Consider the following 24025-nt stretch of genomic DNA (forward strand, 5'->3'; position numbering starts at 1 on the left):
TACGGCGTCGTTTGTCACAGGGGAATCGGCGCACCCCCGATCGGGCGCTAGAGTGCAGGTCGGGGCAGGCGAACCCAACAGATCCACCCGCGAAGGAGCGACCGGAGAACCATGACCGTGCAAATCGATCACGCCCTCGAGGAGATCAGGCGCTTCCGCCCGAGCCCCGAGTTCGCCGCCCAGGCGGTCGCCGAAGAGCGACTCTACGAAGAAGCCGCAGCCGACCGGCTCGGCTTCTGGGCCGACCAGGCCCGCTCCCTCCTCACGTGGGAGAAGCCCTTCACGCAGACCCTCGACTGGACGAACCCTCCGTTCGCCAAGTGGTTCGCCGACGGCGAGCTCAACGTCGCCGTCAACTGCCTCGACCGCCACGTCGCGGCCGGCCTCGGCGAGCGCGTCGCGATCCACTGGGAGGGCGAGCCCGGCGACAGCCGCTCGATCACCTACGCCGAACTGACCGACGAGGTCAAGCGCGCCGCCAACACCCTCGAGGGTCTCGGCGTCAAGCAGGGCGACCGCGTCGCGATCTACCTGCCCATGATCCCCGAGGCCGTCGTCTCGATGCTCGCCGTCGCGCGCATCGGCGCGATCCACTCGGTCGTCTTCGGCGGGTTCAGCGCCGACAGCCTCGCGAGCCGCATCGACGACGCCGAGGCATCCGTCGTCATCACCGCCGACGGCGGCTACCGCAAGGGCCGCGTCTTCCCGCTCAAGCCCGTCGTCGACGAGGCGCTCGAGAAGGCCGAAGGCGGCACCGTGCGCAACGTCCTCGTCGTGAAGCGCGGCGAGAACGAGGTCGCGTGGAACGCCGACCGCGACCTGTGGTGGCACGAGTCCGTTGCGACGGCCTCGGCCGAGCACGACGCCCAGGCGTTCGACGCCGAGAACCCGCTGTTCATCCTCTACACGTCGGGCACCACCGGAAAGCCCAAGGGCATCCTGCACACGTCGGGCGGCTACCTCACGCAGGCGGCCTTCACCCACAAGAACGTGTTCGACCTCCACGCCGAGCGCGACGTGTACTGGTGCACCGCCGACGTCGGCTGGATCACCGGCCACTCGTACGTCGTCTACGGCCCGCTCGCCAACGGCGCCACGCAAGTGCTCTACGAGGGCACGCCCGACACCCCGCACCCCGGCCGCTGGTGGGAGATCGTCGAGAAGTACGGCGTCACGATCCTCTACACGGCGCCCACCGCCATCCGCTCGTTCATGAAGCTCGGCCGGCAGATCCCGCACGCGTTCAACCTGCGAACCCTGCGCCTGCTGGGCTCGGTCGGCGAGCCGATCAACCCCGAGGCGTGGATCTGGTACCGCCACGTCATCGGCGGAGGCTCGATCCCCGTGGTCGACACGTGGTGGCAGACCGAGACCGGCGCGATCATGATCTCGGCCCTGCCCGGCGTCACCGACCTGAAGCCCGGCTCGGCGCAGGTCGCGGTGCCCGGCATCTCGGTCGACATCCTCGACGACGACGGCAACCACGTCGAAGGCGAGGGCGGCGGGCTCCTCACGATCACCGAGCCGTGGCCGTCGATGCTGCGCGGCATCTGGGGCGACCCCGAGCGCTTCAAAGAGACCTACTGGGAGAAGTTCGGCGACAAGTACTTCGCGGGCGACGGCGCGCGCCGCGACGAAGACGGCGACATCTGGCTGCTCGGCCGCGTCGACGACGTCATGAACGTGTCTGGTCACCGCCTGTCGACCGCCGAGATCGAGTCCTCCCTCGTCGCGCACCCGTGGACGGCCGAGGCCGCCGTCGTCGGCGCGGCCGACGAGACCACCGGCCAGGCCGTCGTCGCGTTCGTCATCCTGAAGGCCAGCCAGGCCGACCAGGTGACCGATGTGTCCGCCGCCGCCGACGAGCTGCGCAAGCACGTCGCGACCCAGATCGGCGCGATCGCGCGTCCGCGTCAGGTGTTCATCGTCAACGAGCTGCCGAAGACCCGCTCGGGCAAGATCATGCGGCGCCTGCTGCGCGACCTCGCCGAGGGCCGTCAGGTCGGCGACACGACGACGCTCGCCGACACGTCGGTCATGACCGCGATCACGGCCCAGGTGCAGTAGCGCGGGCTTTCGCGTCCGGTTGAAACGACGGATGCCTCGTCGGGAGCGATCCCGACGAGGCATCCGTCGTTCTCTGCCCCCACCGGGGTTTGTCGGACATCGAGCTATTTGTCGGACGGTTTCGCGACAAGTCGTCCGACATACCGCCCGATGTCCGACATACCGAATGCGTGCGCGGGCGTGTCGAACGCGCCGGTCGGCGGGCGAAGACTCAGAAGTTGTGCCGACCGGCGGCGATCACGCTCAGCACGGCCGACTCGACCATCGGCCACTCGCGCCGGACCTGGTCCGCCGAGAAGCGGAGCACGATGTGTCCTATCCGGCGGAGCCGCTCGTCTTGCGCGAGGTCGCGGTTCCTCGTCCGCCGATCCGAGTGCGGCCCGTAGCCGTCGATCTGCAGCACGAGCCGCGACCCGATGAGCCCGTCGACCGGATGCCCGTCGATGACGACCTGCGGCACCATCGTCACACCGCGGCGGGCGAGCCGGACCCGAACGTCGGACTCGTAGCCCGAATCGGACGCCGGATGTACGAAGTCGATCACCCGCCGGACCGCACTCGACCGCTCGGCGAGCTGACGAAGCTCGAACATCGTGATCGCCCCACGACGAAGCGCCGAGTCGATCACCGCGACCGACTCTTCGAGCGTGCAACACGCCGCGACGGCAACCAACACTCGTGAGATGTCATCGATGAGCGCTCGCGCACGCGGCGCGGCGGGCGGCATGGGGTCGCGAGTCCAGTGCACACGGAGCGGCAGCAGCCCTTCGGCGTGAGTCGCCAAAGGCTCACGGTGAATGCGGGTCGTGCCGCGCCCCGCGGCAACGTGCACTTCGCGGCCACCGACCTCCCAGAGGCCGAGCACGGTCGCGGCTGATGTGCAGGACAGCGTCGCCCCGGCGTACGCCGCGCGAACGACGAGCCCGTGGCATCCGGTCGTTGCGAACCAATCGCGTCGGATCCGCTGCAGCACGCCGCGATCGACGAGCGTGCGGATGTCTCGCATGCGCGCGCCTGCGGCGCGCAGCTGTTCACGATGTGCGATGCCGTGCGGCGCCATCGCGCGCCGGATCGCGGGGCCGGATGCGGTGTCCATCAGGCGAGCGTCGCAGCGTCATCCCCTCGAGAACGGTGATTCGCGTGAAGTGGGGAGATCCCGGGGCGCGCTCCCCCTGTGGAGGGCAAGTGCGCCACCCACTTCACACCAGGTGCGGGGACCCTCTTCAAATGGGGAGTTCGTCGGACATGTGGCGGTTTGTCGGACGAATCCGCGCGAACTCGTCCGACAAACGCGCCGGTGTCCGACAAACCCTGGAACGCGACTCGGCGGGAGCGCGTTCCGGTGAGCGCGGAGAGTGACTACGCGAACTCGACGATGATCTCGACCTCGACGGGCGAGTCGAGCGGCAGCACGGCGACACCGACCGCTGAGCGCGAGTGGATGCCCGCATCGCCGAAGACCTCGCCGAGGAGCTCGGACGCGCCGTTGACGACGCCCGGCTGACCGGTGAACGAAGGGTCGGATGCCACGAAGCCCACGACCTTCACGATCCGCACGATGCGGTCGAGCGAACCGATCTCGCCGCGGACGGCCGCGAGCGCGTTGAGCACCGCCGTGCGGGCATACCCCTTGGCGTCGGTCGCGGAGACGAGCCCGTCGCCCTCGCCGACCTTGCCGGTCGCGGGCAGCGCTCCCGCGACGAACGGCAGTTGGCCGCTCGTGTAGACGTACGAGCCCGAGACGACGGCTGGCACGTAGGCCGCGACGGGCGCGGCGACCGCCGGAAGCTCGATGCCGAGCTCGGCGAGACGGGCCTCGTGGGACATCAGGCCTGCCCCTCGAACTGCTTCGCGGCCTGGGCCGCCGCGGCCGCGCCGGCGGCCGCGGCCGACGAGGACTCGTCGCCGACGGGGCGCTTGAGGTAGGCGACCAGGCCGCCCTCGGGGCCCTGCACGATCTGCACGAGCTCCCACCCCTCGGAGCCCCAGTTGTTGAGGATCGCGGCGGTGTTGTGGATGAGCAGCGGGGTGGTGATGTACTCCCAAGCCGGCATGGCGTTCCTCACGAATCGATTACGGTGCAGGATGACCCGGATCGACCGGCGAATCCGGAGGTTTCCCCCGGTTTCCACCGGGCGGCGTGCTCGCCGGATTCGCTCAGGCTTCTTCGGTTACGCTCCACTATATGTCTGCCCAAAATCGATCGCTGAGCGGTGCTGCGTCCGGCGCGCTCGGCTTCATCGGGATGAGCGCGCTGGTCGGCGTGCTCGTCACCGCCGCCGTGACTCCGGCGATCGCCGTGACCGGCATGGCCGCCTCCAACGGCATCACGATGTTCGAGAACCTTCCGAGCTATCTCGACATCAAGGACACCGCCGAGAAGACCGACATCTACGCGACGGCCGCCGACGGCTCGCAGATCAAGCTCGCGTCGTTCTTCGCCGAGAACCGCGAAGAGGTCTCGTTCGACCGCATCAGCCAGTTCGTGAAGGACGCCGCGGTCGCCGGCGAAGACCCCCGGTTCTACGAGCACGGCGGCATCGACGTGCAGGGCACGACGCGCGCCGTCCTCAACGAGTTCGTGATCGGCGGCGACACGCAGGGCGGTTCGTCGATCACGCAGCAGTACGTCAAGAACGTGCTCATCAACAACGGCGTGCGCGACGCGAAGACCGACGAAGAGCGAGACGCCGCCTACGACGCAGCCACGGCCTCCGAAGGCCAGGAGGGCATCTCGCGCAAGCTCAAAGAGATGAAGCTCGCGATCGCCCTCGAGAAGAAGTACACGAAAGACGACATCCTCAAGGGCTACCTCAACATCGCCGGCTTCGGCGGCCGCGTGTACGGCATCCAGGCTGCGGCGCAGTACTACTTCAACAAGTCCGCTGCTGATCTCGCGCTCCCCGAGGCAGCGAGCCTCATCGCGATGGTCAACAACCCGTCGAAGTTCCGCATCGACCTGCCCGACGACGCCGAGAACGGCGCCGCGTCGGTCGACAAGGCCGGCAACCCGACCCCGTACGCGGCCAACAAGGAACGCCGCGACTACATCCTCGGCAAGATGCTCGAGTACGGCAAGATCACGCAAGAAGACCATGACGCCGCCGTCGCGACGCCGGTCACCCCCAGCATCCAGGAGCCCAGCACAGGCTGCCAGACGGCGGGTTCGAGCGCGTACTTCTGCGACTACGTCAAGAACGTCATCCTCCACTACTACGACGACCCCTCGACGCCCGACGTCGACGAGGGCCGCAAGATGCTCGAAGAGGGCGGCCTCCAGGTCCACACAACCCTCGATCCCGACCTGCAGGCTGCGGCTCAGAACGCGATCGACACGTATGTCCCCTACGTCGATGAGCGCTTCGACGTCGGCTCGTCGGCCGTCTCGGTCCAGCCCGGCACCGGCCGAATCCTGGCGATGGCGCAGAACAAGCACTACTCGCAGGAGCAAGACGTGCTCAACGCCGACCGCTCGTACTCGGCGATCAACTTCTCGACCGACTTCGACTACGGCGGGTCGAGCGGGTTCCAGCCGGGCTCGACGTTCAAGGTCTTCACACTCGGTGAGTGGCTGAAGGAGGGGCACTCGCTGCTCGAGTCGTTCAACGGCAACCGACGAACCTTCACCTCGTTCCCAGGCCTCTGCGACGGCAGCACCTGGACGGGGAGCTACAACCCGCTCAACGACGACGCCACGAGGGCGAACAACGCCGTCGATGCCACGAAGTACTCGGTGAACTCCTCGTTCATCGCCATGGCGCAGCAGCTCAAGCTGTGCGGCGTGAAAGAGACCGCTGAAGCGTTCGGCGTGAAGCGCGCCGATGGCCTCGAGCTCGGCAAGCGCTTCGCCTGGAACGACGACGGCACGCCCATCCTGAACCCCGACGGTTCGCAGGCTGTCGACCCCAAGTCGACGTTCCAGCCGTCTGCTGTGCTCGGCACCGAGGAAGTCTCTCCGCTCACGATGGCGACGGCGTTCGCGGGCATCGCGAACGACGGGCTCTACTGCTCGCCGACCCCGATCGACTCGATCACGAAGCTCGACGGCACTCCCGTCGACCCGCCGAAGTCGACCTGCTCGCAGGCAGTGACCCCCGAGATCGCGCATGCCATGCAGTACGCCATGAAGCAGACCTTCGCGGGCGGCACTGCGAGCCCCTCGAACACGGGAACCGGCATCGAGCACATCGGCAAGACGGGCACGACCGACAACGCGTTCGACACGTGGATGAACGGCGCGAGCAAGACCGTCGCCACTGCGGTCTGGGTCGGCAACCTGACGGGCGGCGAGAACCGCACGAGCCTCCGCAAGGTGAGTTTCCCGGAGGTCGGCGCGTCCAATGCCCGTCACGAGATCTGGCCGGCCATCATGACGATCGCCGACAACAAGTACGGCGGCGGCGACTTCACGGCTCCCGACCAGTCAGCGTTCAAGCAGGTGCTCGTCGACATCCCGCAGGTGGCGGGCCTCACGTTCGACCAGGCGAAGCAGGCGATCGAGGCCGCAGGATTCGTCGCCGAAGACGGCGGAGCGCAGGACTCGGCGTTGCCGGCCGGTCAGGTCTCCGGCACCGACCCGGCGGGTCAGGCCGGGCGCGGCACGACGATCCGCATCTTCACGAGCAACGGCCAGGGCACGACCGTGCCCGACGTGACGGGGCTCACCCAGCAGCAGGCGAAGGCCGCGATCGAGGCCGCGGGTCTCCGGTTCCAGGCGGCCGGCGGCAACGGCGGCGGCGGCAACCCGAACGGCCAGGTGGCGTCGAGCCAGACGCCTGCCGCGGGCTCCGGCGCGAAGCGCGGCGACACCGTGACCGTCACGTTCGGCATCCCGAGCACAGGCGGCCCCGGCAACGGCGGCGGCGGCGGGAACGACGGACCGGGCGACGACGATTGAGTAGTCGAAGCGGCCTGTCCTCCGTCGCGCGGATCGCCCTGGCGATCGGCGCGGCGGGGGCTGCCGCCTTCGCGTACGGCTCGCTCATCGAGCGCACGCGATGGACGCTCCGCAGCGTCGAGGTGCCCGTGCTTCCGAAGGGCGCAGAGCCGATCCGGGTGCTGCACCTCTCCGACCTGCACATGGCCCCGTGGCAGCGGAGCAAGCAGGAGTGGGTCCGCGCCCTCGCCGATCTCCGTCCCGACCTCATCGTCGACACCGGCGACAATCTCGGCCACGAGCGCGGGATCGAGGGCATCGATCGCGCGTTCGGCGGTTTCGTCGGCATCCCGGGTGTCTTCGTCAACGGCTCGAACGACTACTTCGGCCCGGTCGCGAAGAACTGGCTCGGCTACTTCCGCGGCCCCTCGAAGCGAAAGAGCAAGGCGAAGCACCTCGACATCGGCGCCCTGCACGCGCACTTCGCGCGCCTCGGCTGGTTCGATCTCGACAACGCCGCGACCGCGATCGAGGTGAAGGGCACGCGTCTCGAGCTGTTCGGCGTCGACGACCCCCACATCGGCTACGACCGTCTCGACATCGTCGCAGGCGCGATCGACGACCTCCGGGCCGACGACCCTCTCGGCGACGAATCGTGGCCCGACGAGTCGTCGACACCCGAGAAGCGCCCGACGGTGACGATCGGCGTCGCGCACGCCCCCTACCGGCGTGTGCTCGATTCGTTCGTGAACCACGGCGCGCAGCTCATCCTCGCGGGGCATACGCACGGCGGCCAGGTGTGCGTGCCCGGCTACGGCGCACTCGTCACGAACTGCGATCTTCCGCGCTCGCAGGCGAAGGGGCTGAGCCTGTGGCGCCACGGCTTCCGCACGGCCTTCCTCAACGTGTCTGCGGGGCTCGGTACGGCGCTCACTGCGCCCGTGCGGTTCGCGTGCCCGCCCGAGGCGACGCTCCTGACGCTGACGCCGGCCCAGTAGCGCTCTCGACCCCGACTCAGCCCGACCGGTCGGGCGACCCATCGGGGCCCGCCCATGGTCAAGTGCACCCCGGATTATGGGCTATTCTTGTTGAGGCCCTCGGGCCACCGAGGCTTCACCGCCTTCGGGGTGTGGCGCAGCTTGGTAGCGCGCTTCGTTCGGGACGAAGAGGTCGCAGGTTCAAATCCTGTCACCCCGACCAGCACGGCCCCGGAATCCATCGGATTCCGGGGCCGTTTCGCGTTTCCGGCACCGCCCCTCTGGGGTCGGGGCCCTCGGTTTGTCGGACAATCGGCGGTTTGTCGGACGAAATCGCGCCGATACGTCCGACAAACCCGCGATTGTCCGACAAACCCGTGAGTGGGCAGCGATCAGCGACCAGCGAGCAGCGAGCAGCGAGCAACGAGCAGCGAGCAGCGAGCAGCGAGCAGCGACCACGCTGCACCACCCGCGGGCGCGGACGAGGCATCCGGATGTCTCAGGGCCGCCCGATCCCCCGAACCGTCCATCCCGCGGCGCGCCAGGAGTCGCGGTCGAGCACGTTGCGCCCGTCGATGACGACGGGGTTCGCGACGCGCCTGGCGGTGTCGACGGGGTCGAGCCCGCGGTACTCGCGCCATTCGGTGACGAGGACGACGAGGTCGGCATCGGCGAGGGCCGCTTCGGTCGAGGTCGTGTACTCGAGCTGCGGGTGCCGCTCGCGGGCGTTCTCGATGCCTTCGGGGTCGGTGGCGATGACGTCCGCGCCGAGGCCTTTGAGGTGGACCGCGACGTCGAGCGCGGGCGAGTCGCGCACGTCGTCGGACTCGGGTTTGAAGGTCACGCCGAGCACGGCGATGCGCTTCTGGAAGACCGAGCCGCCGAGCGCTTCGACGGCGAGGTCGACGACCTTCTGCCGCTGGCGCAGGTTGATCGCGTCGATCTCCTTGAGGAACGCGACCGACTTGCCGCGGCCGAGCTCCTCGGCGCGCGCGGTGAAGGCCCGGATGTCTTTGGGGAGACACCCGCCGCCGAAGCCGACGCCCGCGTTGAGGAATCGCCGGCCGATGCGGGCATCGTGTCCGATCGCGTCGGCGAGGGCCGTGACATCCGCCCCGGTCGCGTCGGCGATGTCGGCCATCGCGTTGATGAAGCTGATCTTGGTCGCGAGGAAGGCGTTCGCGGCGGTCTTGACGAGCTCTGCGGTCGCGAAGTCGGTGACGATGCGAGGGGTGCCGGCTTCGATCGCGGCCCGGTAGACGCGGTCGAGCACGGCGGCGGACTCGGGGCGGTCGACGCCGTAGACGAGGCGGTCGGGTTCGAGGGTGTCTTTCACGGCGAACCCTTCGCGGAGGAACTCGGGGTTCCAGGCGAGCGCGGCGTGCGGTGCGGTTTCAGCGAGCCGCGCGGCGAGCCGCTCGGCGGTGCCGACGGGCACGGTGCTCTTGCCGACGACGAGGGCGCCGTCGGCGACGTGGGGCAGGAGCGACTCGAACGCGAGGTCGACGTAGGTGAGGTCGGCGGCGCCGCCGCCCGCCTGCTGCGGGGTGCCGACGGCGATGAAGTGCACCTCGGCGTCGTCGGCTTCGGAGATGTCGGTGGTGAACCGCAGGCGACCGCTCGCGGTCGCACTCGCGAGGATCTCGGGGAGGCCGGGCTCGAAGAACGGCGGGTGCGCCGCCGAAAGGGCCGCGATCTTGCGTTCGTCGACATCGACGCCGACGACCTCATGGCCGAGCTCGGCCATGGCCGAGGCGTGCACGGCGCCGAGATAGCCGCAACCGATCACCGAGATGCGCATAGGTGTCCTCTCATGGGGAGTCCGTCCGTCGCTGTCATTCTTGCAGGACGGCGCAACGCGCGGTGAACGCCTCGTGACGGCGCGGCATACACGGAAGGTCGCCGGTCGTGCGCGTCGGCGTGGGAGCATGAGACGGATGTCTCGGATGTCTCGACCGGCCGCGCTCCGCACGGCGGCGCGCGTGCTGCTCGCGCCGTACCTCGTCGTGCTCGGCTTCATCGTCTTCCTCCCGGCGCGTTCGGCGCGGCGGGTGACGGGCATCGTGGGGTGGGCGGCCGACGTCGTCGCCTCGTACGGGGCTCCCCGCGAGCCCGCGGCGATCGTGTTCGAGTTCCTTGCGAACATCGCGCTGTTCGTGCCGTTCGGCGCGCTCATCGTGCTCGCGTGGCCGAAGCTCGGCGTGTGGCCGCCGATCGTCGCCGCGCTCGTCGTGTCGACGGTCATCGAGCTCGTGCAGCTCGGCCTGCCGTCGCGCGTCGCGACGATCTCCGACGTCGTGGCGAATACGACGGGCGCGGCGATCGGCGTGCTCCTCGTGATGGCGCTGCGGCAACGGCGGCTACGCACTCCCGACGCCGACGCCGACGCCCCCGGCACCGCCCCGTCAGACGGCGGTGCGTGACCGGCCGCTCGCGATCCGCATGAGTTCTTCGAGCGGACCCCGCCCGATGAATCTCCGCCAGCACCACGCGAACGCCATCGACCCGACGATGAGTCCGATGACGAGCGGCCACGAGTCATCCGTGATGAACCCGTTCTCCTCGCGCTTGGCCGCTGCGAGCACGACGAGGTGGGCCGTGTAGATCGTGAGCGGCATGGCGCCCATCGCCGTGATCGGGGAGAGCACGGCGGCCGCGACGCGGCGCACGCCGGGGCGGGCGAGTCCGGTGAGGAGCACGGCGACCGCGACGATCACGGCGCAGACGCCGACGTTGCCGAAGGCCTGGAGCGACTCCCCCACAGCAGCGGTCTGCACTGCGGCGGCCTGCAGCGAGGCATCCGTGCCCGCCTCCGCGCGCTGCACGACCGAGACGCGCAGGAGCTCGACGCCGGGCGCGAGCGCGACGAGGGCTGCGAACGTGCCCGCGAGCGCCGTCCACGCGACGACGCGCGGGCGGGCGATGCCGTACCGCGCGAGCCCGAGTCCGACGAGCATGACCGCCACCCACTCGATGACGGGATAGGCCCCGAGAAGAACCATTCGGTGAGGAGTCCGTAGCCGGCCGCCTGCACGTCGGCGACCCACGGCGTCGCCGCGATGAGCACCGCGAGCCCCGGTGCGATGAGCACCCCGACCGCGCCGACGACGAGCTGCACGGCGCGCGGCACGAACAGGAGGGGCAGCAGCACGAGGAACGCGACGCCGTACTCGTCGAGGATGATGTAGACGAGGGGCGCGAGGGTGGCTGCGATGAGGAGCCCGAGGGCGATCAGGATGACGGCCCGCACCGTGATCTGGAGGCGGAGCCGGGTGCGCTCGGGGCCGCCGAACGGCCCGGTCGCGGGGATCGGCGCGGTGCCGCCGCTCACGAATCCGAGGGCGAGCCCCGCCGTGAGGGCGAAGAGGAGACGGGATCGCTCGTCGGGGATCGCGAGGAGTTCCGCCCCCACGAGGGTCGTCGCCGCCGGCGCCGCGTGGGCGATGAACATGCCGATGAGGGCGAGACCTCGGGCGGTGTCGACGCCGTCGACGCGGCCGCGGCCGGCGGCGCGCGCCGGCGGGTCGACCGTCGCCGGCGCGTCGCCGCCGGTCACCGCACCACGACGGTCGGTCCTTCGAGGTGCGCGAGCACCCCGTGGCTGATGGAGCCGAGGAGGAATCGCGCGAGGGCGCTGCGCCCGCGGCTGCCGACGACGAGGAGCGATGCTTCGGATGCCTCGTCGACGAGGGCTGTGACGGGGTCGCCCGCGACGACCCGCCGGACGATCTCGAGGTCGGGATTCGCCGCCGCGACGGGGTCGATGGATTCGTCGAGCACTTCGGCCGCGGCCCGGCTCAGTTCGTCGGTGCCCACCATCGCGACGCCGTACCCGTACTCGCCGCCGACCATGACGGCGATGTCCCACGCGTGCACGGCGACGAGCGGCTGGTCGAGCCGGGTCGCTTCCGCGACGGCGAACGCGAGGGCGTGTTCGCCCTCGACCGAGCCGTCGACGCCGACGACGACGCCTCGGCGGGCGCTCACGTCGACGTCGGGGATGACGGCGACGGGCGCGTGACTCGCGGCCGCGATGCGCAGGCTGTGCACGCCGCGCCGACTCGGACGTTTGCCTCCGTGCCAGTCGCTGCCGACGACGAGGAGGTCGGCTCCGCGGGAGAGTCGTTCGAAGACCTCGACGGTCTGCCCCTGCTCGAGATCGGTCGCGATGTCGAGTTCGACGCCCGCGGCCGCGCCGACGCGTTCGGCGCGTTCGACGGCGGCGTCGAGACATCCGCGCGCCTTCTCATGCGCCGCCAACAGGAGTTCGGCGTCGCCCGTCGCCTCGATCTGGGAATCGACGACGTGCACGAGCCGAAGGCTCGCTCCGCGCGCGGCGGCGCGCTCGGCGGCCCACGTGACCGTGCGCGCGCAGCCTTCCTCGGCGGTGTTCACACCGACCACGATCTCCGTCATGCGATGCCTCCTGTCGGGTCACCCCCATCTTCACGCGGACGGGCGGCGGAGGCCAGCATTGGATGCCTCGAGTGTGCGACTGCCGCCGGAACGACGAATGACCCGGGTCCCCCAACCCGGGTCATTCGCGAGCGCGCTACAGAGAGCGCGACAGAGTGCGCAGAAGCGCTGGGCTCACTCGGAGCGGTTGCGGCGCACGGTCGTGAGTACGATGACGAGCGCTGCGCCGAGCAGGAGCGCGCCACCGCCGATCCAGACCCACAGCACGGGGTCGACGCCCGTGTGCGGCAGGCCCGAGTCGGAGCCCGCGTCGCCAGACGAGTCGGCGGGCAGGACCGTGAGCGTCGCGGTCGCCGTCTCGCCGCCGGCCGTCACGGTGATCGTGTAGGTGCCGGGCTGCGTGGCCGAGGCGCCGAACGTGACCGCGCCGTTGGCGTCGGTCGAGCGCGTGAGCGTCGAGGCCTTGATGATCGAGAGCGTCACGGCGTCTGGTGCCGACGCGGTCGCGGGCGTGTTGGCGGGAAGGCCGCTGAACCCGAGCTGGGCGACCTCGCCGGGCGCGACCGTCGCCGGCGTGCCCTGCTCGGGGTATTCGTCGGCGTTGGCGGCGATGGGCGCCGCGACGAGCACGGCTGCGGCAACGGCGAACGTTGCGAGAATCTTGCGGAGCATAGACGCATCCCCTCAGTTGGCTTGCTTCCGGCATTGGCGTGTGTAGGGCACCGCCGGGAGACCCGAGAACGGTGACACGTCGATCAGTTTAGGGCCGAATCACAGGTTGGTGTGAGAGCGCTTGCTTCACGGGCGTAAACAAGCGGTGTCGATTCGATCACGACCGGCCGCTGCTCGGGCACGTCGCCGAGGAACGAGAACCGCCAGGAAACCGCCTGTCCTGGGGCGAGTCGAGCGGTCACCTTCGACAGCGCGTAGCCCGAATCCGAGGTTTCATGCACATTCACCTGCCCCCCGTTTTGGGTGACTCCGAGATTGAAGGTGCCGGGCGCCGAGTAGACGTGGACCGACGTCGAGATCTCGCCGGGCGGCGTGCCGAAGGAGCCGCCCCCAGTCACATATTCGGGCAGGCTCGTCGCGGCATCCGCGGGTGCCGTGTTCGTGAGCGTGACCTCGACGACGTACGTCGGCAGTCCGTCGTTGCGGCACACCATGCTGCCGGCTGCGAACTGCACGTCGAGGTACGGGTCCATCTTCGAGCCCGTGAGGTCGTTGAGGTAGACCCCGAACGCCTGGCGCCCCGGCCCTGAGACGGGCAGGTCGCCCGCGAGGGTCGTGCCGTCGAGGATCGCCTGCTCCGCGGCATCCGCGTTCCAGATCAAAATGCGCCGCTCGGCGCCCGCTTCCACGAGCGCTTCGACGAGCGCGCGGGGGTCGACGCCCCCGCCGCGGACGGCACCGATCACCGACGCGGCGGCCATCGCGAAGTACGCGTCTTGGTCGCGCGGGTCGTCGAAGCGCGCGTAGACGTCTTGCAGCAGCACCGGCACGGCGTTGTCGCTCGTGAGCTGCTCGCCCGTCGGCAGCGTCACGGGCCCGGTCGCGCGCAGCAGGTAGCTCAGGACGACGGGGTCGACGGCGACGACCGACGCGGGCGCGACGCCGAACTGACGAAGCCACATGTCGGCTGCGATCGACGCGCCGAGGGGGAACTGCGGGGCGAACGTGACGTCTTGGATGAACCGGGCGGTGTTGTCGCCCCAGAGCGCGCGCGTCTCGACGGGCAGGTCGACGACGGGCGGGTCGTACCGCGGGAAGTCGCCCGAGTCGGCCTGCTGTACGAGGTCGAACGAACCCTGATCGGTGTGCACGAGCGCGAGGGCGCCGGGGATGCCGCCGAGGGTGCGGAGCTCGGCGTTGTTCTGGAAGAGCAGCAGGATGTCTCGTGGGCCGTCGGCTCCGAGCATGGCGGGCACGAGCCGCACGGCACGGTCGAGGGCGTCGACGGTGGCGGCGGTCTCGTCGAGCGTGGTCGCGAGGTCGTCGCGCGCGTCGGCGAGGGGCTCGATGACGTCGGCGTCGGCGACAGTGGCGAGCGTCTGCTGGGCGTCGGCGAGCGCGACGGATGCCTCGTGCACGGGCGCCTGCAGCGCGATGACGGGTGCGAGGTCGACGCGGCCGCCCTCGGGTTTGAATGCCGCGAGGTCGAGCTGCGCGGCGGCTTCGGCGAGCGGGCTCACTGCGCCCGTCGCGATGCGATCGACGGATGCCGCGACCACGCGCATGCTCGTGAGGTTCGGGCCCGCCCAGGGCAGCCCTTCGGCGGCGCGCCACAGCGGGTCACTCGTGAGCGCGGCCGCTTCGCGGGCGTGGTCGGAGAGTTCGCGCGAGACATCCATCGCCTTGGTCGTGTCGCCCGCGACGATGGCGTCTTTCGTGGCATTCGCGAGCGGAACCGCCTGCTCGAGGTGGTCTTTCGCGAGGAGCCCGCGGATGCCGACCCAGAGCGCCGCGCCGATGACGATCAGGAGCAGCGCGCCGACGCCGCCGAGCACCCACCGCACCCAGCGACGGCGCTCCGGCCCGCGGCGCGCACGACGACGGGCGTCTCGTCGGGAGACGTCGGAGGCAGGGGCGGTCACGCGGTCAAGGGTACCTGCGGGAGCGTCCAGCCCTGGACGGGCGGGTTCAGCCGCGGTTGCGCGAGCGGCGCACGCTCGTGACGACCACGACGATCGCGGCACCGAGCAGCAGCGCGCCGCCCGCGATCCAGATCGCGAGCACGGGCGCGTCGTAGCCCGTCGCCGAGAGACCGTCGTCGCCGCCCGCTTCGGAGTCGGCCGGCAGCACCGTGAGCGTGCCCGTCGCGACGACGCCGCCCGCCGTGACCGTGATGGTGTACGTGCCGGGCTGGCTCGCCGTCGCCGTGTAGGTCACCGAACCGTTCGCGTCGGTCGGGCGCGAGAAGGTCGACGCCTTGAGCACGCTCAACGTGACCGCGTCGGGCGCGGTCGCCGTCGACGGCGTGTTCGCGGGGAAGCCCGAGAACGTGAGGTCGGCGCTGCCGCCGACCGCTTCGGTTACCGTCGGGCCTTGCGCCGTGTACCCCACGGCGTTCGCCGCAACCGGCACGGCAATGACCGCGGCGACCGCGATGGCCGCTGCTGCGAGAATCCTGCGGAACATGTGTAGGGTGCCCCTCTGTGTTGCTCGAATCACCGAGGTTCCGGCGACGTGTCGTCTCGCCCCTCCGGAGGCGACACTTTGCAACACCTTAGGCGGTGATTCCGATTGCGGCGACCCGTTGCGTTCTTGCGAGCCCTGATGTCGGCCTATGACGGGGCGAACGCGCGACGCCTCCGGATGGCGTCGTCGGGCGCGATGAGCCGGAAGACCGGGGCGGGTGCTTTGAACTCGCTCGCGATCGCAGCCGTCCAGGCGAACCAGTCGTAGTACGTGGGCGGATGCTCCTCGCCGGACTCCCACGCGGCAGCGAGCGCGTAGGTGAGCACGCTCTGGGGAACGCCCTCGATATCCGTTGCGATCGCGTCTTCGGCGTCTCGACAGGCCGCGATGTACAGCCGACTGGGCCCACTCGCCGCCCGCCGATAGAGGATGTCGACGGCCGGCGGTCGACCCTCGAACACGGTGTCGTTGCCGCTCAAGCGACCCTCGCTGGGGAACCTCGATGACCAGAAGTCGCGAACTCCTGTGGGCACTGTCAATACCTTCGAGGATGTCGCCCCCACGGGCTCGATCAGCGCGCGCCCGCACCGTACCGCACGGCACCGCGTAGGATCATCGCTTATGAGGCGAACGACGACGACATGGTCGCTTCCAGCGGTGACGTTCGTTCTCGTAGTGCCACTCACGCTCCTCACCATCGCGCAACCAGCAGTCAGCCTAGGGCTCCTGCTCGCTGCGATCTCTGTGATCGGGTTCCTCCGCGCGCCTTGGCTCACAGTCCCGGTCACTGTTGTGCTCGCATATACTGCATTTCCCAAGGTGATCCCGCGCAGCATCCAACTTGGCGCTATGAGCGGCTACCTCTACGAAATCACGCTGCTCCTCGCTCTCGTCTTCGTGCTAGCTCGCCGTCCACCCCGCCGGTCGACTGACGTCGCGGGATCGATTGTTCTCGGGCTGACCACGGTGTTTCTCGTTTTCGGCGTCGCCACCGGCAACCCGACCAACCCCGCGATCAATGACGCCCGCGGGCTCATCATCGTAGGCATTGCGACGATTGTTTCCGGCCGCGTGTTCGGCTACCCAGAGGCGATGAAGACGGTGAGAGTTCTGAAGTGGTCGCTTTGGTTCTCCGCGACAATGGTCGTGCTCGGTCAGTTCGGTGTCGAGTTGCATGGCGCATCCGAGGACGCCGGTCTCTCGTTCGCTGGCGCTGGCGAGCGAGCACTGAGTGGCGCTGAACGTTTCTTGACGTCTGCCACACACGCGTCCCTCGCGACGGTTTGTATCTCGCTCGCATTGGTGATTACGCACCGCGCGCGTCTCCGTACTGTCGCGCCATGGCTGATCCCAGGGCTCATCGTTGTGTTCTTTAGTTTCTCCCGGAACAGTATTCTCGCGGTTGGCGTTGCGGTCATTTACGCAATCGTCGCCAGTCGGCTATTCCGTTCTGCAATGACCGCTCTGGTGGCGCTCGTCTTCGGTGGCGTAGCCGCGGGGGTGATGTACGGGTTCGCAATCGCGAGTAGCTCCGAGGGGCCGCTTGGGTGGCTCGCAGTCCAAATCAACGCCTACGTCGCCCGCGTGGTCGATGGCATAAGTCCTGCAGTCATCTCCGTTGATACGTCAGCGCAGTACCGGAACCGTGAGAGTGAACTGCTGCTCTCATCTTGGATGCAGAGTCCGATTCAAGGCCACGGTATGGGGGAGGCGTACCGAGTTCCGGTCGGCTCACCAGACAGTTTCACCGCCACATCCGGCATCTACTACGGACACAACTTCTATCTCTGGCTCGGAGTGAAAGCGGGCATCGTCGGCCTTGCTGTGATCTTGCTGGTGTTTCTGGTCCCGTTGATGCGCCGCATGACAGATGCCCCTACCCCGGTAGTCGGCGCGTCGGCTGCGCTGGCCGGTCTGCTCGTCGCCAGCTATGTCGCCCCGTTTCCTCTTGGTGTTGAGTCCGGCGCATCCATGCTCATAGGAATCCTGCTCGGAACGGTAACGAGATGGCCGCGTGAGCACGCGAGTCAGTCGCTCAGGTCGAAGAGCGTTCGCCCCTTGCCGATCCACGCGAGCTAAAGCTTCGTCGCCAAAGCGACCATCAGAGAATCACCTCTTCGAGTTACGAAGCACTTGGCGCCATTCCGAGTCTGGCAAGGAGCCAATCCTTCTTCAGATTGTGCGCTTCCCGCCATCTTGCTGATCGGTCAACGACGGTGCGCAACTGCCGATCCACTCGACTCCTATCAAGCTCAACGAGTATCGAATCTGCCACACCTATCCGCTGAAGGGTCGGCCGAACTTTACCGCAGTACGGGATGGCAACTACCGGCGTCCCCATCGCTGACGCGATGAGGCCCGGGTGCATCCTTACGCTAAGGACCGCGTCCGCCTCACCAATCAAAGAAACCAAGTCAGTAACGCTTCTTGGTGTTGCGAGTTGGAGATGCCGATATCTACGCATGAACGCTAGGTCACCGTCGCCGATCACAAGTCCAACAGCGCGGTCTCCGAGCGAATCAATAAGCTCGTCCGCCAAGCGAATGAACTCTGTCGGATCGACCTCGCTCTCACCAGCGTCAGGTCGACGCCCGATGTCCAGCAGGTTGATGAGCACTTTTCCGCGGGCTTCCGGTACCGGCGTTTGATACCGATCAAGGTAGGGCCAGAGCAATGCAATGGCGTCTGGCATTACCTCTGACTCGATGCCGAGACGGCGAAGTTCCTGCTGAGACTGAACGTCCCTGACGCTGACAGCCGATCCGGAAAGTGTGTTCCTGAGCAAGCGAGCCCGGCGCCCAGACGCCATTCCGCGCACCTCAACGCTGCTGACCACGCGAACCGGAGCCGATCCCATGTCGCGCCGCTGCCGTCGCAGCTTACCGAAGATCTCGGGTACCCAAGAGCCGTTGAGATATCCGCCACCGCAAAGTATCGCCGCGTCACCTCGTGATGGCCTACCTTCCGGCCGCACACGAATACCAGGGCGCTGAGCGTGTGCGGTCCGAGCCACGTCTACGCTCGCTACACTCACTTCCGAGACGTCAGAGAGTAACTCGATATACCCGGCGAGGATCGCCTCATCACCTAGGTTGTTGTAGCCCCAACCTCCGATCAGGTCGACCTTCAAAGCAAACTCCGTCCGTTGAAATCATGTGCCGCACGTCCGTGGTTCTGCCCATCGGCCAGCAAGAGCGGGTACTCAATAAGTCCGATTGTGTATGTGGATATCCTCGACCGCGAGGGTATGACGACTCCGCCCTCAACCTCGATTCTCGCTGTGCCATGAAACTGGACACCGGCGCCGACGACGGCCCCGTCGTGGACCTTCACGTTGGTGTTGGCAAAGCGCACCCCTCTCGAGACGTGCGCTCCCAACGCCACTTCAACTCCTTGGATCGCCCAGACTCGCCGAGCGAGCTTGCCACGCAAGAATCCTCCGGTGGTGGCCGCGACAAGCAGACGGATCACAGGGCCATTCTTCAGCTTTCGCAAGAAGTGAACGGATGTCGATCTGACATCACTCTTCAGACTCATTCTTGCTTTCCTTTCAAGAAGTCACGGGCTAGTGGTCTTGCTAGAGATGCGGCGCCGCTGCGATCAAGCTGGCGATCACGACCGCAGTAATCGCGACCGCCACCCACGGTCGCCTAAGAAGTACAGCTAGGCAAACCCCGGGCAGCAGGTCGAGAGAGATGGAAGCGAGCAAAACGGCAACGAGTGTTGGTCGGCCGAGCGCCAGGAGGGCGAGGAGCGCAACTGCGCTAGAAATGTTCAGTGCCAGCGAGAGCAGCGAGATTCGAGGGCTGAGGAAACGCACAGCCACCCGCTTCGTCGTGGCATTGAGCGCTGCCGCAAGGAACCAAGCAAGAACGAGGATCGACGTCGCGACAAGTTGAGCTATGCCCTCAAATGTTGGGAGCGCAGCCACGACGGTGAGAATCGGGAGTGAGCAACCAACTACGACCGCGAGCAGACGCAGGTAGTTGAACGCGACAGCTCCGGTTTGGGACTCGCGGTGAATGAGTCTTGGGACAATCGCGTTGGTTACTACATTCGTGAGTCCGGACGAGAAACGCCCGACGAGACCGAGAACCGAAAGCGCTGAAGCTGGCAGAGCAGCCGCAACGGTCTGAATCGACAACATCGCCCCATAGCCGCCCGCCGCCTGAAGGAGAAACCATTCGTGTCGGGCAGCGGGACTTGACGCAGAGAGGTCGCTCCCGTCTCCGGCTGAAATCACTCGTCGCCATAACCCTCGATTCCTCGCGAGTATCAGGATCAAGTATGCGAGCAACCCAATGAGTTGAGCCGAAACCATGGCGCTCACTTTGACGACTGACGGCGCCCCGAGGGCCCCCAACAACACCAAACAGGAAAGCACGTTCGATACCAATGTCACACTCGATATCCAGACAGTGTCACCCTCGGCCGAGCGACGGAGCGCAAGGGCCCAGCCTAGCGACAACATCACACCCAACAACACAAATAGAACGGTGTGCCCGACTAATCCCGAGTATCCACCGGAGAGCCGCCCGAAGAGCACGCTTCCAACTACGACTCCGATCGAGGTGAAAATCGGTGTCGCTAAGAGGACGAAGCGAAAGCGGCGGGCCGGCGTAGACGCACTGAGCCACACGGGGTAGGCATACCCAGAAAGCACAACTTGCGTCGGGAGTTGCGCCCAGCTGATCAGATAGAAGTACGCGTCTGACTCCTTCGTCGCGCCTGAACCGCCGACCAGCAATAAGAGTTGGATTAGTCCAAATCCCTGGGTCGCCGCGGCCAGAATTGTTGGAGTGCCCCCCTTGAGAAATCGTTTCAAGAGGTTAACCATTCGTCGGCATCGAGCCGAGTGTGCCGTTTCGGCAATTGCGCCAGTATCTCCTCAGCGAGGTCATCCCTTGCCACGGCCGCCTCAATCGCACGCGCAACCTCGTTTCCGCGCGCGGCCGACGAGACGATCGTGTGACCACTCTCTTTGAGCCAAGATGCAATTCCAGTTTGCTCACTCGCGACGACCCGGCATCCGTGTGCCAACCCCTCGACAATCGGCAGTCCAATTTGCTCGCGCCAGTAGTCCGCGGGCTGCGAAAGCAGAACCACGCATTCTGCACGGGCGAACTCGAAGTGCACACGTTCTCGCGCCGGGTCATGCACGAACTCGACATCGTGGTCACGCGCCCATTCTCGAACCTCCTGTTCGAGTGGCCCCGTACCGACGATCGTCAACGTCGCGTTGGGAAGATCCCCCACGACAATCGGCCACGCTTCGAGGAGCTGCCGTATCCCCTTGCGTTGTTCGAGGGAGCCCACAAAGAGCACTGACCCGGGGTTCTTTGCCATCTCAGCCGTATAGGCGCACGCACACCGCGCAGGTACTTGCGGCACCAAGCGTGTCTCCTTTTGCGCGAGGATTCCGCCTGCGACCTGGAGGTAGGCAACTTTCGCACCCTCGCTCCCAAATGCAATCCGATCGAACGTAGAGATGAGGTATCGCATCATCAATCTCGCCGTCGCCACCGCGAAACCCGTCCATGGGCGAGGAACCTTCTTCCTAATGGATGCGAGGAGATCCAGATTGTCGATGGCGTACAGGACTGCACGCTTCCTTTCGCGTGAGAAGCGACGCGCTATGCGAAATGCGGTCGAGTACAAACCCAAGGCCGGCCAGATGCGTATCATTGTCGGCTCGTTCAGTTCGAGCACTGAGTATCTGCCTCGCAGAATCAAGAAGGCCGTCCTAAGTACCCCGCGTCGTTCAGCACCGATCGAATCCGCGCGGTTCTGATCAAAGCTGTAGTTCTGAGTACGGTAGATGAATCTCGAGCCCGACATCGACTCAAGGAGCTCAAAGTGGGAGGTTCGAGCTTCATCCCAAACCCTGAGGACGCCGCGCCCTGCCCTAGACATCATTGGGGCGCCGCGATTGTGAACTGAGATTCAAGAAGCAACTTCAGAGCTTTCGCATATCCGCTCATCTCGATCGATCGGGCATCTAGAAGAACCTGCTCCATTGCCGGTGGATCCGACCGAATATGCTCCGCCAGCAGCGCTTCGTCGGAGTTGCCATCTACGTACACGGTTGGGAGAGCATACGCAAAGCCTCTTGCTCCCTGAACGATCACAGGGGTCCCTAGAGCAAGGGCATCAGCGACTTCTGTAAGACCGGACAGTCGGTCGGGATCCTTCAGGGGGATCACACACCAACGCGCCCGCACCATAGCGCCGAGGACTTCGGTGTATGTTGCGCCACCTTGCGTTCGAGTTAGGTTGCCGCGAGAGTATTCCTCCGTCTCACGGCCCGTAAAGATCACGCCGTCCAGCCGCTGCTCGCGAGCAACTTTCCGAAGGAGGGAATACTCTCGATTACTCTTCCCCGCAGCCACGAAGTCGAGTTCCCTCATTGCCTCCGCATGCCGAAACCCGTAGACCGGCGAGTCCAGGCTAGGGCCGAAAGTCAAAATCTCGATTTGGACCGAATCGCCCAACTGGCTCGCAAGCCGCGCCTTGACTGGCTCCGAAAGCACGATAACGACATCTACCGCCTTCATCCACCAGCGGGTCCAGGCGATCCGGGGGCCGTTATGAGCAACCATCACGATCGGGCGACGAAAGAGCCCCAGGCGTTTGAGTGCCGCCAACCCGACGACGGATTGCTGATCCGCAGCGTAGATGACATCGCAACGTGCGCGAATCGCGTATAGCTCCTGGAGCGGGTCCCCGAAAATAGGAAGCATGTAGTTTGCGATTCGCCTGATCCAGGGTCGCCTCGCAGCTAGTTCAGCGGTGGTCCGAGGAGCCATCTCCCACTCGAAGTCGCCTTGGAGTTCCCAGGTTCCCCAAAGATGCTGAGCGGGGTATTCCTCGGCCCGAACGCGTCGCAAAGCTTCTCTCGGCGGATAATTGTTCAGGAACAGTACGCGGGCGCGTGTCACTCGAACCTCACCTTTCTTCCACGAAGACCCGCGACGACACCCTGCACGACGGCTCGCGATTTCAGCGAACGTTTGTCCTCTCGACGGAAGATTCGCGCGATCAAACGGGCAGAAACAAGAGGTGTCGCGATCAGCGCTCGAGCGCTCCGGAGCTCGCGCGCGAGAATCAGGCGATTCCGAGACTGATAGAAGTAGTAGCCAGCAGAACGGCGCCCAACATCGGAACTCGACGCACCACCCTCGTCATGGAAAGCTACAGCCGATCTCACCACAAGGAGGCACATTCCGAGACTCTGTGCCCGCAGCGATAGGTCCACGTCTTCGTAGTAGAGAAAGAGGTCTTCACGAAGGGGAAACAACGCGCGGCGCGCCGCGGGCGAAATCAACATGATACAACCGCTCATGAAGGATGTCTCACGAATTGTCGGGAAGTCCGCAGGAACCGCACCGAATCCCAGATGCTCAACCGTGAGAGAACGCAGAAGAACTCGTCCCCCATCGAACCAAATCGTTCCGTCGCCTGACGAAAGTATCAACGGCGAGGCGACATCCGCGTTCTCTGCATGAGCGAGACTCTGCAGTTCGCCGATGGATTCACTCGCGAACCACGCATCCGGGTTGACGACGAGAACATCGTTCTCAGCGCGGGCTCGCGCAACGCCTGCGTTCACCCCAGCCGCGAATCCAACATTGTCTTGCTGAACGAGCAGCGCACCTGCGGGAAGTGCCCCACGCACAAGTTCGAGTTCGCGCTCAGACGAGAAGTTGTCAACAACAATCAACTCGTGGTCAACGTCGAGGGACCGAATAAGCCTGTCCAGCAGGCTGCTCGTGCGGAAGTTGACAACGACGACCGAGATTTTGGTCATCGCACACCCTCGTATGACGAAGCTGGAGCGCTAGGAGTTCGCACCACAAGCGCGGGCACGATCACACGCACGAACGTCGGCATGCACTCTACGAAGTACCGACGCCACAGTCTGCGCGGGTTGGCGGAGAGCCTCGCGAACCACTCAAGGCCGAAGCGTTTCAACCACTCAGGAGCGGCTCGTTGGGCGCCAACGAGCATGTCGACTCCGCCCCCGACCGACATGACAGTACCTACATATCCCGCATCGACCAACTTCATGGCAATTAGGTCGCCGTACGGCGGAGTCACTGCTACGAGCAAGACATCCACGTCCATGCGCGTTGCATCTTCAGCAATTTGAGTCGCGGACCATTCGTCTCGATTCCCGTGCTCGCGAAACACCAAACTCTCGCCAAGGATTCGTTTGAACCGAGCACCAACATCGTGCGACCCGCCCAATAGTCCAACTCGATGACCGGCAAGCGCGTTCGAGCCGACCGCCCGGCTGAGCCACTCGGATCCGGTTACGCGTTCGAGATCAAGGCCGCGCGATCTGAACAACTGGACAACCGGCCACCCATCTGCGGTCACATAGTCCGCGCTCAGCATGGCCGACCAGAAATCATCCGACCGCTCCGCGAGCGCAAGGTGATGCAGGTTGACGGTCTGCACACGATGTGGGCCGCCAAGTGGAAGGCTGTCGAGCTGCGCGTTCGATGCGAGAACTTTAGGCAAGAGGCCCTCGGCGAGCTCATGTCTTGAC

The 24025-nt window shown here is 66.4% G+C and carries 23 protein-coding genes and 1 tRNA gene; 7 read left to right on the plus strand and 17 right to left on the minus strand.

Annotated elements, in window-relative coordinates:
• Positions 1–111 precede the first annotated feature (111 nt).
• Entirely contained in the window at positions 112–2067 is a 1956-nt protein-coding gene (gene acs / locus ET445_RS16505; protein ID WP_129192242.1) for an acetate--CoA ligase, read from the plus strand.
• A gap of 211 nt (positions 2068–2278) precedes the next feature.
• Here the strand turns inward: acs and ET445_RS16510 are convergent, their stop codons facing one another.
• From ET445_RS16510 to sp36, 3 genes are all read right to left on the minus strand, one after another.
• Positions 2279–3163: a DUF559 domain-containing protein gene (locus tag ET445_RS16510; protein ID WP_129192243.1), complete on the minus strand. Its 885-nt coding sequence runs from the start codon at positions 3161–3163 to the stop codon at positions 2279–2281.
• Between the two features lie 263 nt (positions 3164–3426).
• The gene (locus tag ET445_RS16515) at positions 3427–3894 is read right to left on the minus strand and encodes a RidA family protein (RefSeq protein ID WP_129192244.1); all 468 of its coding nucleotides are present in this window, start codon (positions 3892–3894) and stop codon (positions 3427–3429) included.
• On the minus strand, positions 3894–4121 hold the full coding sequence (gene sp36, locus ET445_RS16520) for a Sp36 family protein (RefSeq protein WP_129192245.1): 228 nt from the start codon (positions 4119–4121) through the stop codon (positions 3894–3896). The genes ET445_RS16515 and sp36 overlap by 1 nt, the downstream gene beginning before the upstream one ends.
• Before the next feature lie 191 nt (positions 4122–4312).
• Between sp36 and ET445_RS16525 the strand changes: the two genes are divergently transcribed.
• The 3 genes from ET445_RS16525 (at position 4313) to ET445_RS16535 (ending at position 8143) form a co-directional block, all read left to right on the plus strand.
• Positions 4313–6964, plus strand: a complete 2652-nt coding sequence (locus ET445_RS16525; RefSeq protein WP_243695247.1) for a transglycosylase domain-containing protein — start codon at positions 4313–4315, stop codon at positions 6962–6964.
• Entirely contained in the window at positions 6961–7941 is a 981-nt protein-coding gene (locus ET445_RS16530; protein WP_243695248.1) for a metallophosphoesterase, read from the plus strand. Before ET445_RS16525 ends, ET445_RS16530 begins: the two co-directional genes overlap by 4 nt.
• 125 nt (positions 7942–8066) lie before the next feature.
• A tRNA-Pro gene (locus ET445_RS16535) sits at positions 8067–8143 on the plus strand.
• A 276-nt stretch (positions 8144–8419) separates the two neighbouring features.
• On the opposite strand, the gene ET445_RS16540 is transcribed toward ET445_RS16535, so the two are convergent.
• The gene (locus ET445_RS16540) at positions 8420–9721 is read right to left on the minus strand and encodes a UDP-glucose dehydrogenase family protein (RefSeq protein WP_129192247.1); all 1302 of its coding nucleotides are present in this window, start codon (positions 9719–9721) and stop codon (positions 8420–8422) included.
• A gap of 145 nt (positions 9722–9866) precedes the next feature.
• Here ET445_RS16540 and ET445_RS16545 point away from each other — a divergent pair, with 145 nt between their 5' ends.
• On the plus strand, positions 9867–10343 hold the full coding sequence (locus ET445_RS16545; RefSeq protein WP_165314437.1) for a VanZ family protein: 477 nt from the start codon (positions 9867–9869) through the stop codon (positions 10341–10343).
• Here ET445_RS16545 and ET445_RS17380 read toward each other — a convergent pair.
• From ET445_RS17380 to ET445_RS17385, 7 genes are all read right to left on the minus strand, one after another.
• Positions 10326–10682, minus strand: coding sequence for a DUF418 domain-containing protein (locus tag ET445_RS17380; RefSeq protein ID WP_165314438.1), 357 nt, complete (start codon positions 10680–10682; stop codon positions 10326–10328). The genes ET445_RS16545 and ET445_RS17380 overlap by 18 nt on opposite strands.
• Entirely contained in the window at positions 10634–11476 is an 843-nt protein-coding gene (locus ET445_RS16550; protein ID WP_129192249.1) for a hypothetical protein, read from the minus strand. The genes ET445_RS17380 and ET445_RS16550 overlap by 49 nt, the downstream gene beginning before the upstream one ends.
• Positions 11473–12336 carry a universal stress protein gene (locus ET445_RS16555; RefSeq protein ID WP_129192250.1) on the minus strand — a complete coding sequence of 288 codons (864 nt, stop codon included), beginning with the start codon at positions 12334–12336 and terminating at the stop codon, positions 11473–11475. The genes ET445_RS16550 and ET445_RS16555 overlap by 4 nt, the downstream gene beginning before the upstream one ends.
• Before the next feature lie 174 nt (positions 12337–12510).
• Positions 12511–13008, minus strand: a complete 498-nt coding sequence (locus tag ET445_RS16560; protein ID WP_129192251.1) for a sortase — start codon at positions 13006–13008, stop codon at positions 12511–12513.
• 83 nt (positions 13009–13091) lie between these two features.
• Positions 13092–14930 (minus strand): DUF4012 domain-containing protein, encoded by a 1839-nt coding sequence (locus tag ET445_RS16565; RefSeq protein WP_129192252.1) that lies wholly within the window; start codon positions 14928–14930, stop codon positions 13092–13094.
• 46 nt (positions 14931–14976) lie between these two features.
• Positions 14977–15474, minus strand: a complete 498-nt coding sequence (locus tag ET445_RS16570; RefSeq protein WP_129192253.1) for a hypothetical protein — start codon at positions 15472–15474, stop codon at positions 14977–14979.
• Between the two features lie 146 nt (positions 15475–15620).
• On the minus strand, positions 15621–15953 hold the full coding sequence (locus tag ET445_RS17385) for a hypothetical protein (RefSeq protein ID WP_165314439.1): 333 nt from the start codon (positions 15951–15953) through the stop codon (positions 15621–15623).
• Between the two features lie 370 nt (positions 15954–16323).
• On the opposite strand from ET445_RS17385, the gene ET445_RS16580 reads away from it, so the two are divergent.
• Positions 16324–17553 (plus strand): O-antigen ligase family protein, encoded by a 1230-nt coding sequence (locus ET445_RS16580; protein WP_165314440.1) that lies wholly within the window; start codon positions 16324–16326, stop codon positions 17551–17553.
• Between the two features lie 43 nt (positions 17554–17596).
• Here the strand turns inward: ET445_RS16580 and ET445_RS16585 are convergent, their stop codons facing one another.
• The 6 genes from ET445_RS16585 to ET445_RS18705 all read right to left on the minus strand — a co-directional run bounded on the left by ET445_RS16585 (position 17597) and on the right by ET445_RS18705 (position 23853).
• Positions 17597–18604 (minus strand): polysaccharide pyruvyl transferase family protein, encoded by a 1008-nt coding sequence (locus ET445_RS16585; protein WP_129192256.1) that lies wholly within the window; start codon positions 18602–18604, stop codon positions 17597–17599.
• Between the two features lie 447 nt (positions 18605–19051).
• A complete protein-coding gene (locus ET445_RS16590; protein ID WP_129192257.1) occupies positions 19052–20299 on the minus strand; it encodes a hypothetical protein in 1248 nt (415 codons plus the stop codon).
• Positions 20296–21183, minus strand: a complete 888-nt coding sequence (locus tag ET445_RS16595) for a glycosyltransferase family 4 protein (protein WP_165314441.1) — start codon at positions 21181–21183, stop codon at positions 20296–20298. The genes ET445_RS16590 and ET445_RS16595 overlap by 4 nt, the downstream gene beginning before the upstream one ends.
• Positions 21184–21386: 203 nt before the next feature.
• Positions 21387–22412, minus strand: a complete 1026-nt coding sequence (locus ET445_RS16600; protein ID WP_129192259.1) for a glycosyltransferase — start codon at positions 22410–22412, stop codon at positions 21387–21389.
• Positions 22409–23281, minus strand: a complete 873-nt coding sequence (locus tag ET445_RS16605) for a glycosyltransferase family 2 protein (protein WP_129192260.1) — start codon at positions 23279–23281, stop codon at positions 22409–22411. The genes ET445_RS16600 and ET445_RS16605 overlap by 4 nt, the downstream gene beginning before the upstream one ends.
• Positions 23278–23853: a WecB/TagA/CpsF family glycosyltransferase gene (locus ET445_RS18705; RefSeq protein ID WP_424922890.1), complete on the minus strand. Its 576-nt coding sequence runs from the start codon at positions 23851–23853 to the stop codon at positions 23278–23280. The genes ET445_RS16605 and ET445_RS18705 overlap by 4 nt, the downstream gene beginning before the upstream one ends.
• Between ET445_RS18705 and ET445_RS18185 the strand changes: the two genes are divergently transcribed.
• Positions 23734–24024 carry a hypothetical protein gene (locus tag ET445_RS18185; protein WP_243695249.1) on the plus strand — a complete coding sequence of 97 codons (291 nt, stop codon included), beginning with the start codon at positions 23734–23736 and terminating at the stop codon, positions 24022–24024. The two genes, ET445_RS18705 and ET445_RS18185, sit on opposite strands and share 120 nt — an antisense overlap.
• Position 24025: the final 1 nt, after the last annotated feature.

This window comes from Agromyces protaetiae (assembly GCF_004135405.1).
Taxonomy (GTDB): Bacteria; Actinomycetota; Actinomycetes; order Actinomycetales; family Microbacteriaceae; genus Agromyces; species Agromyces protaetiae.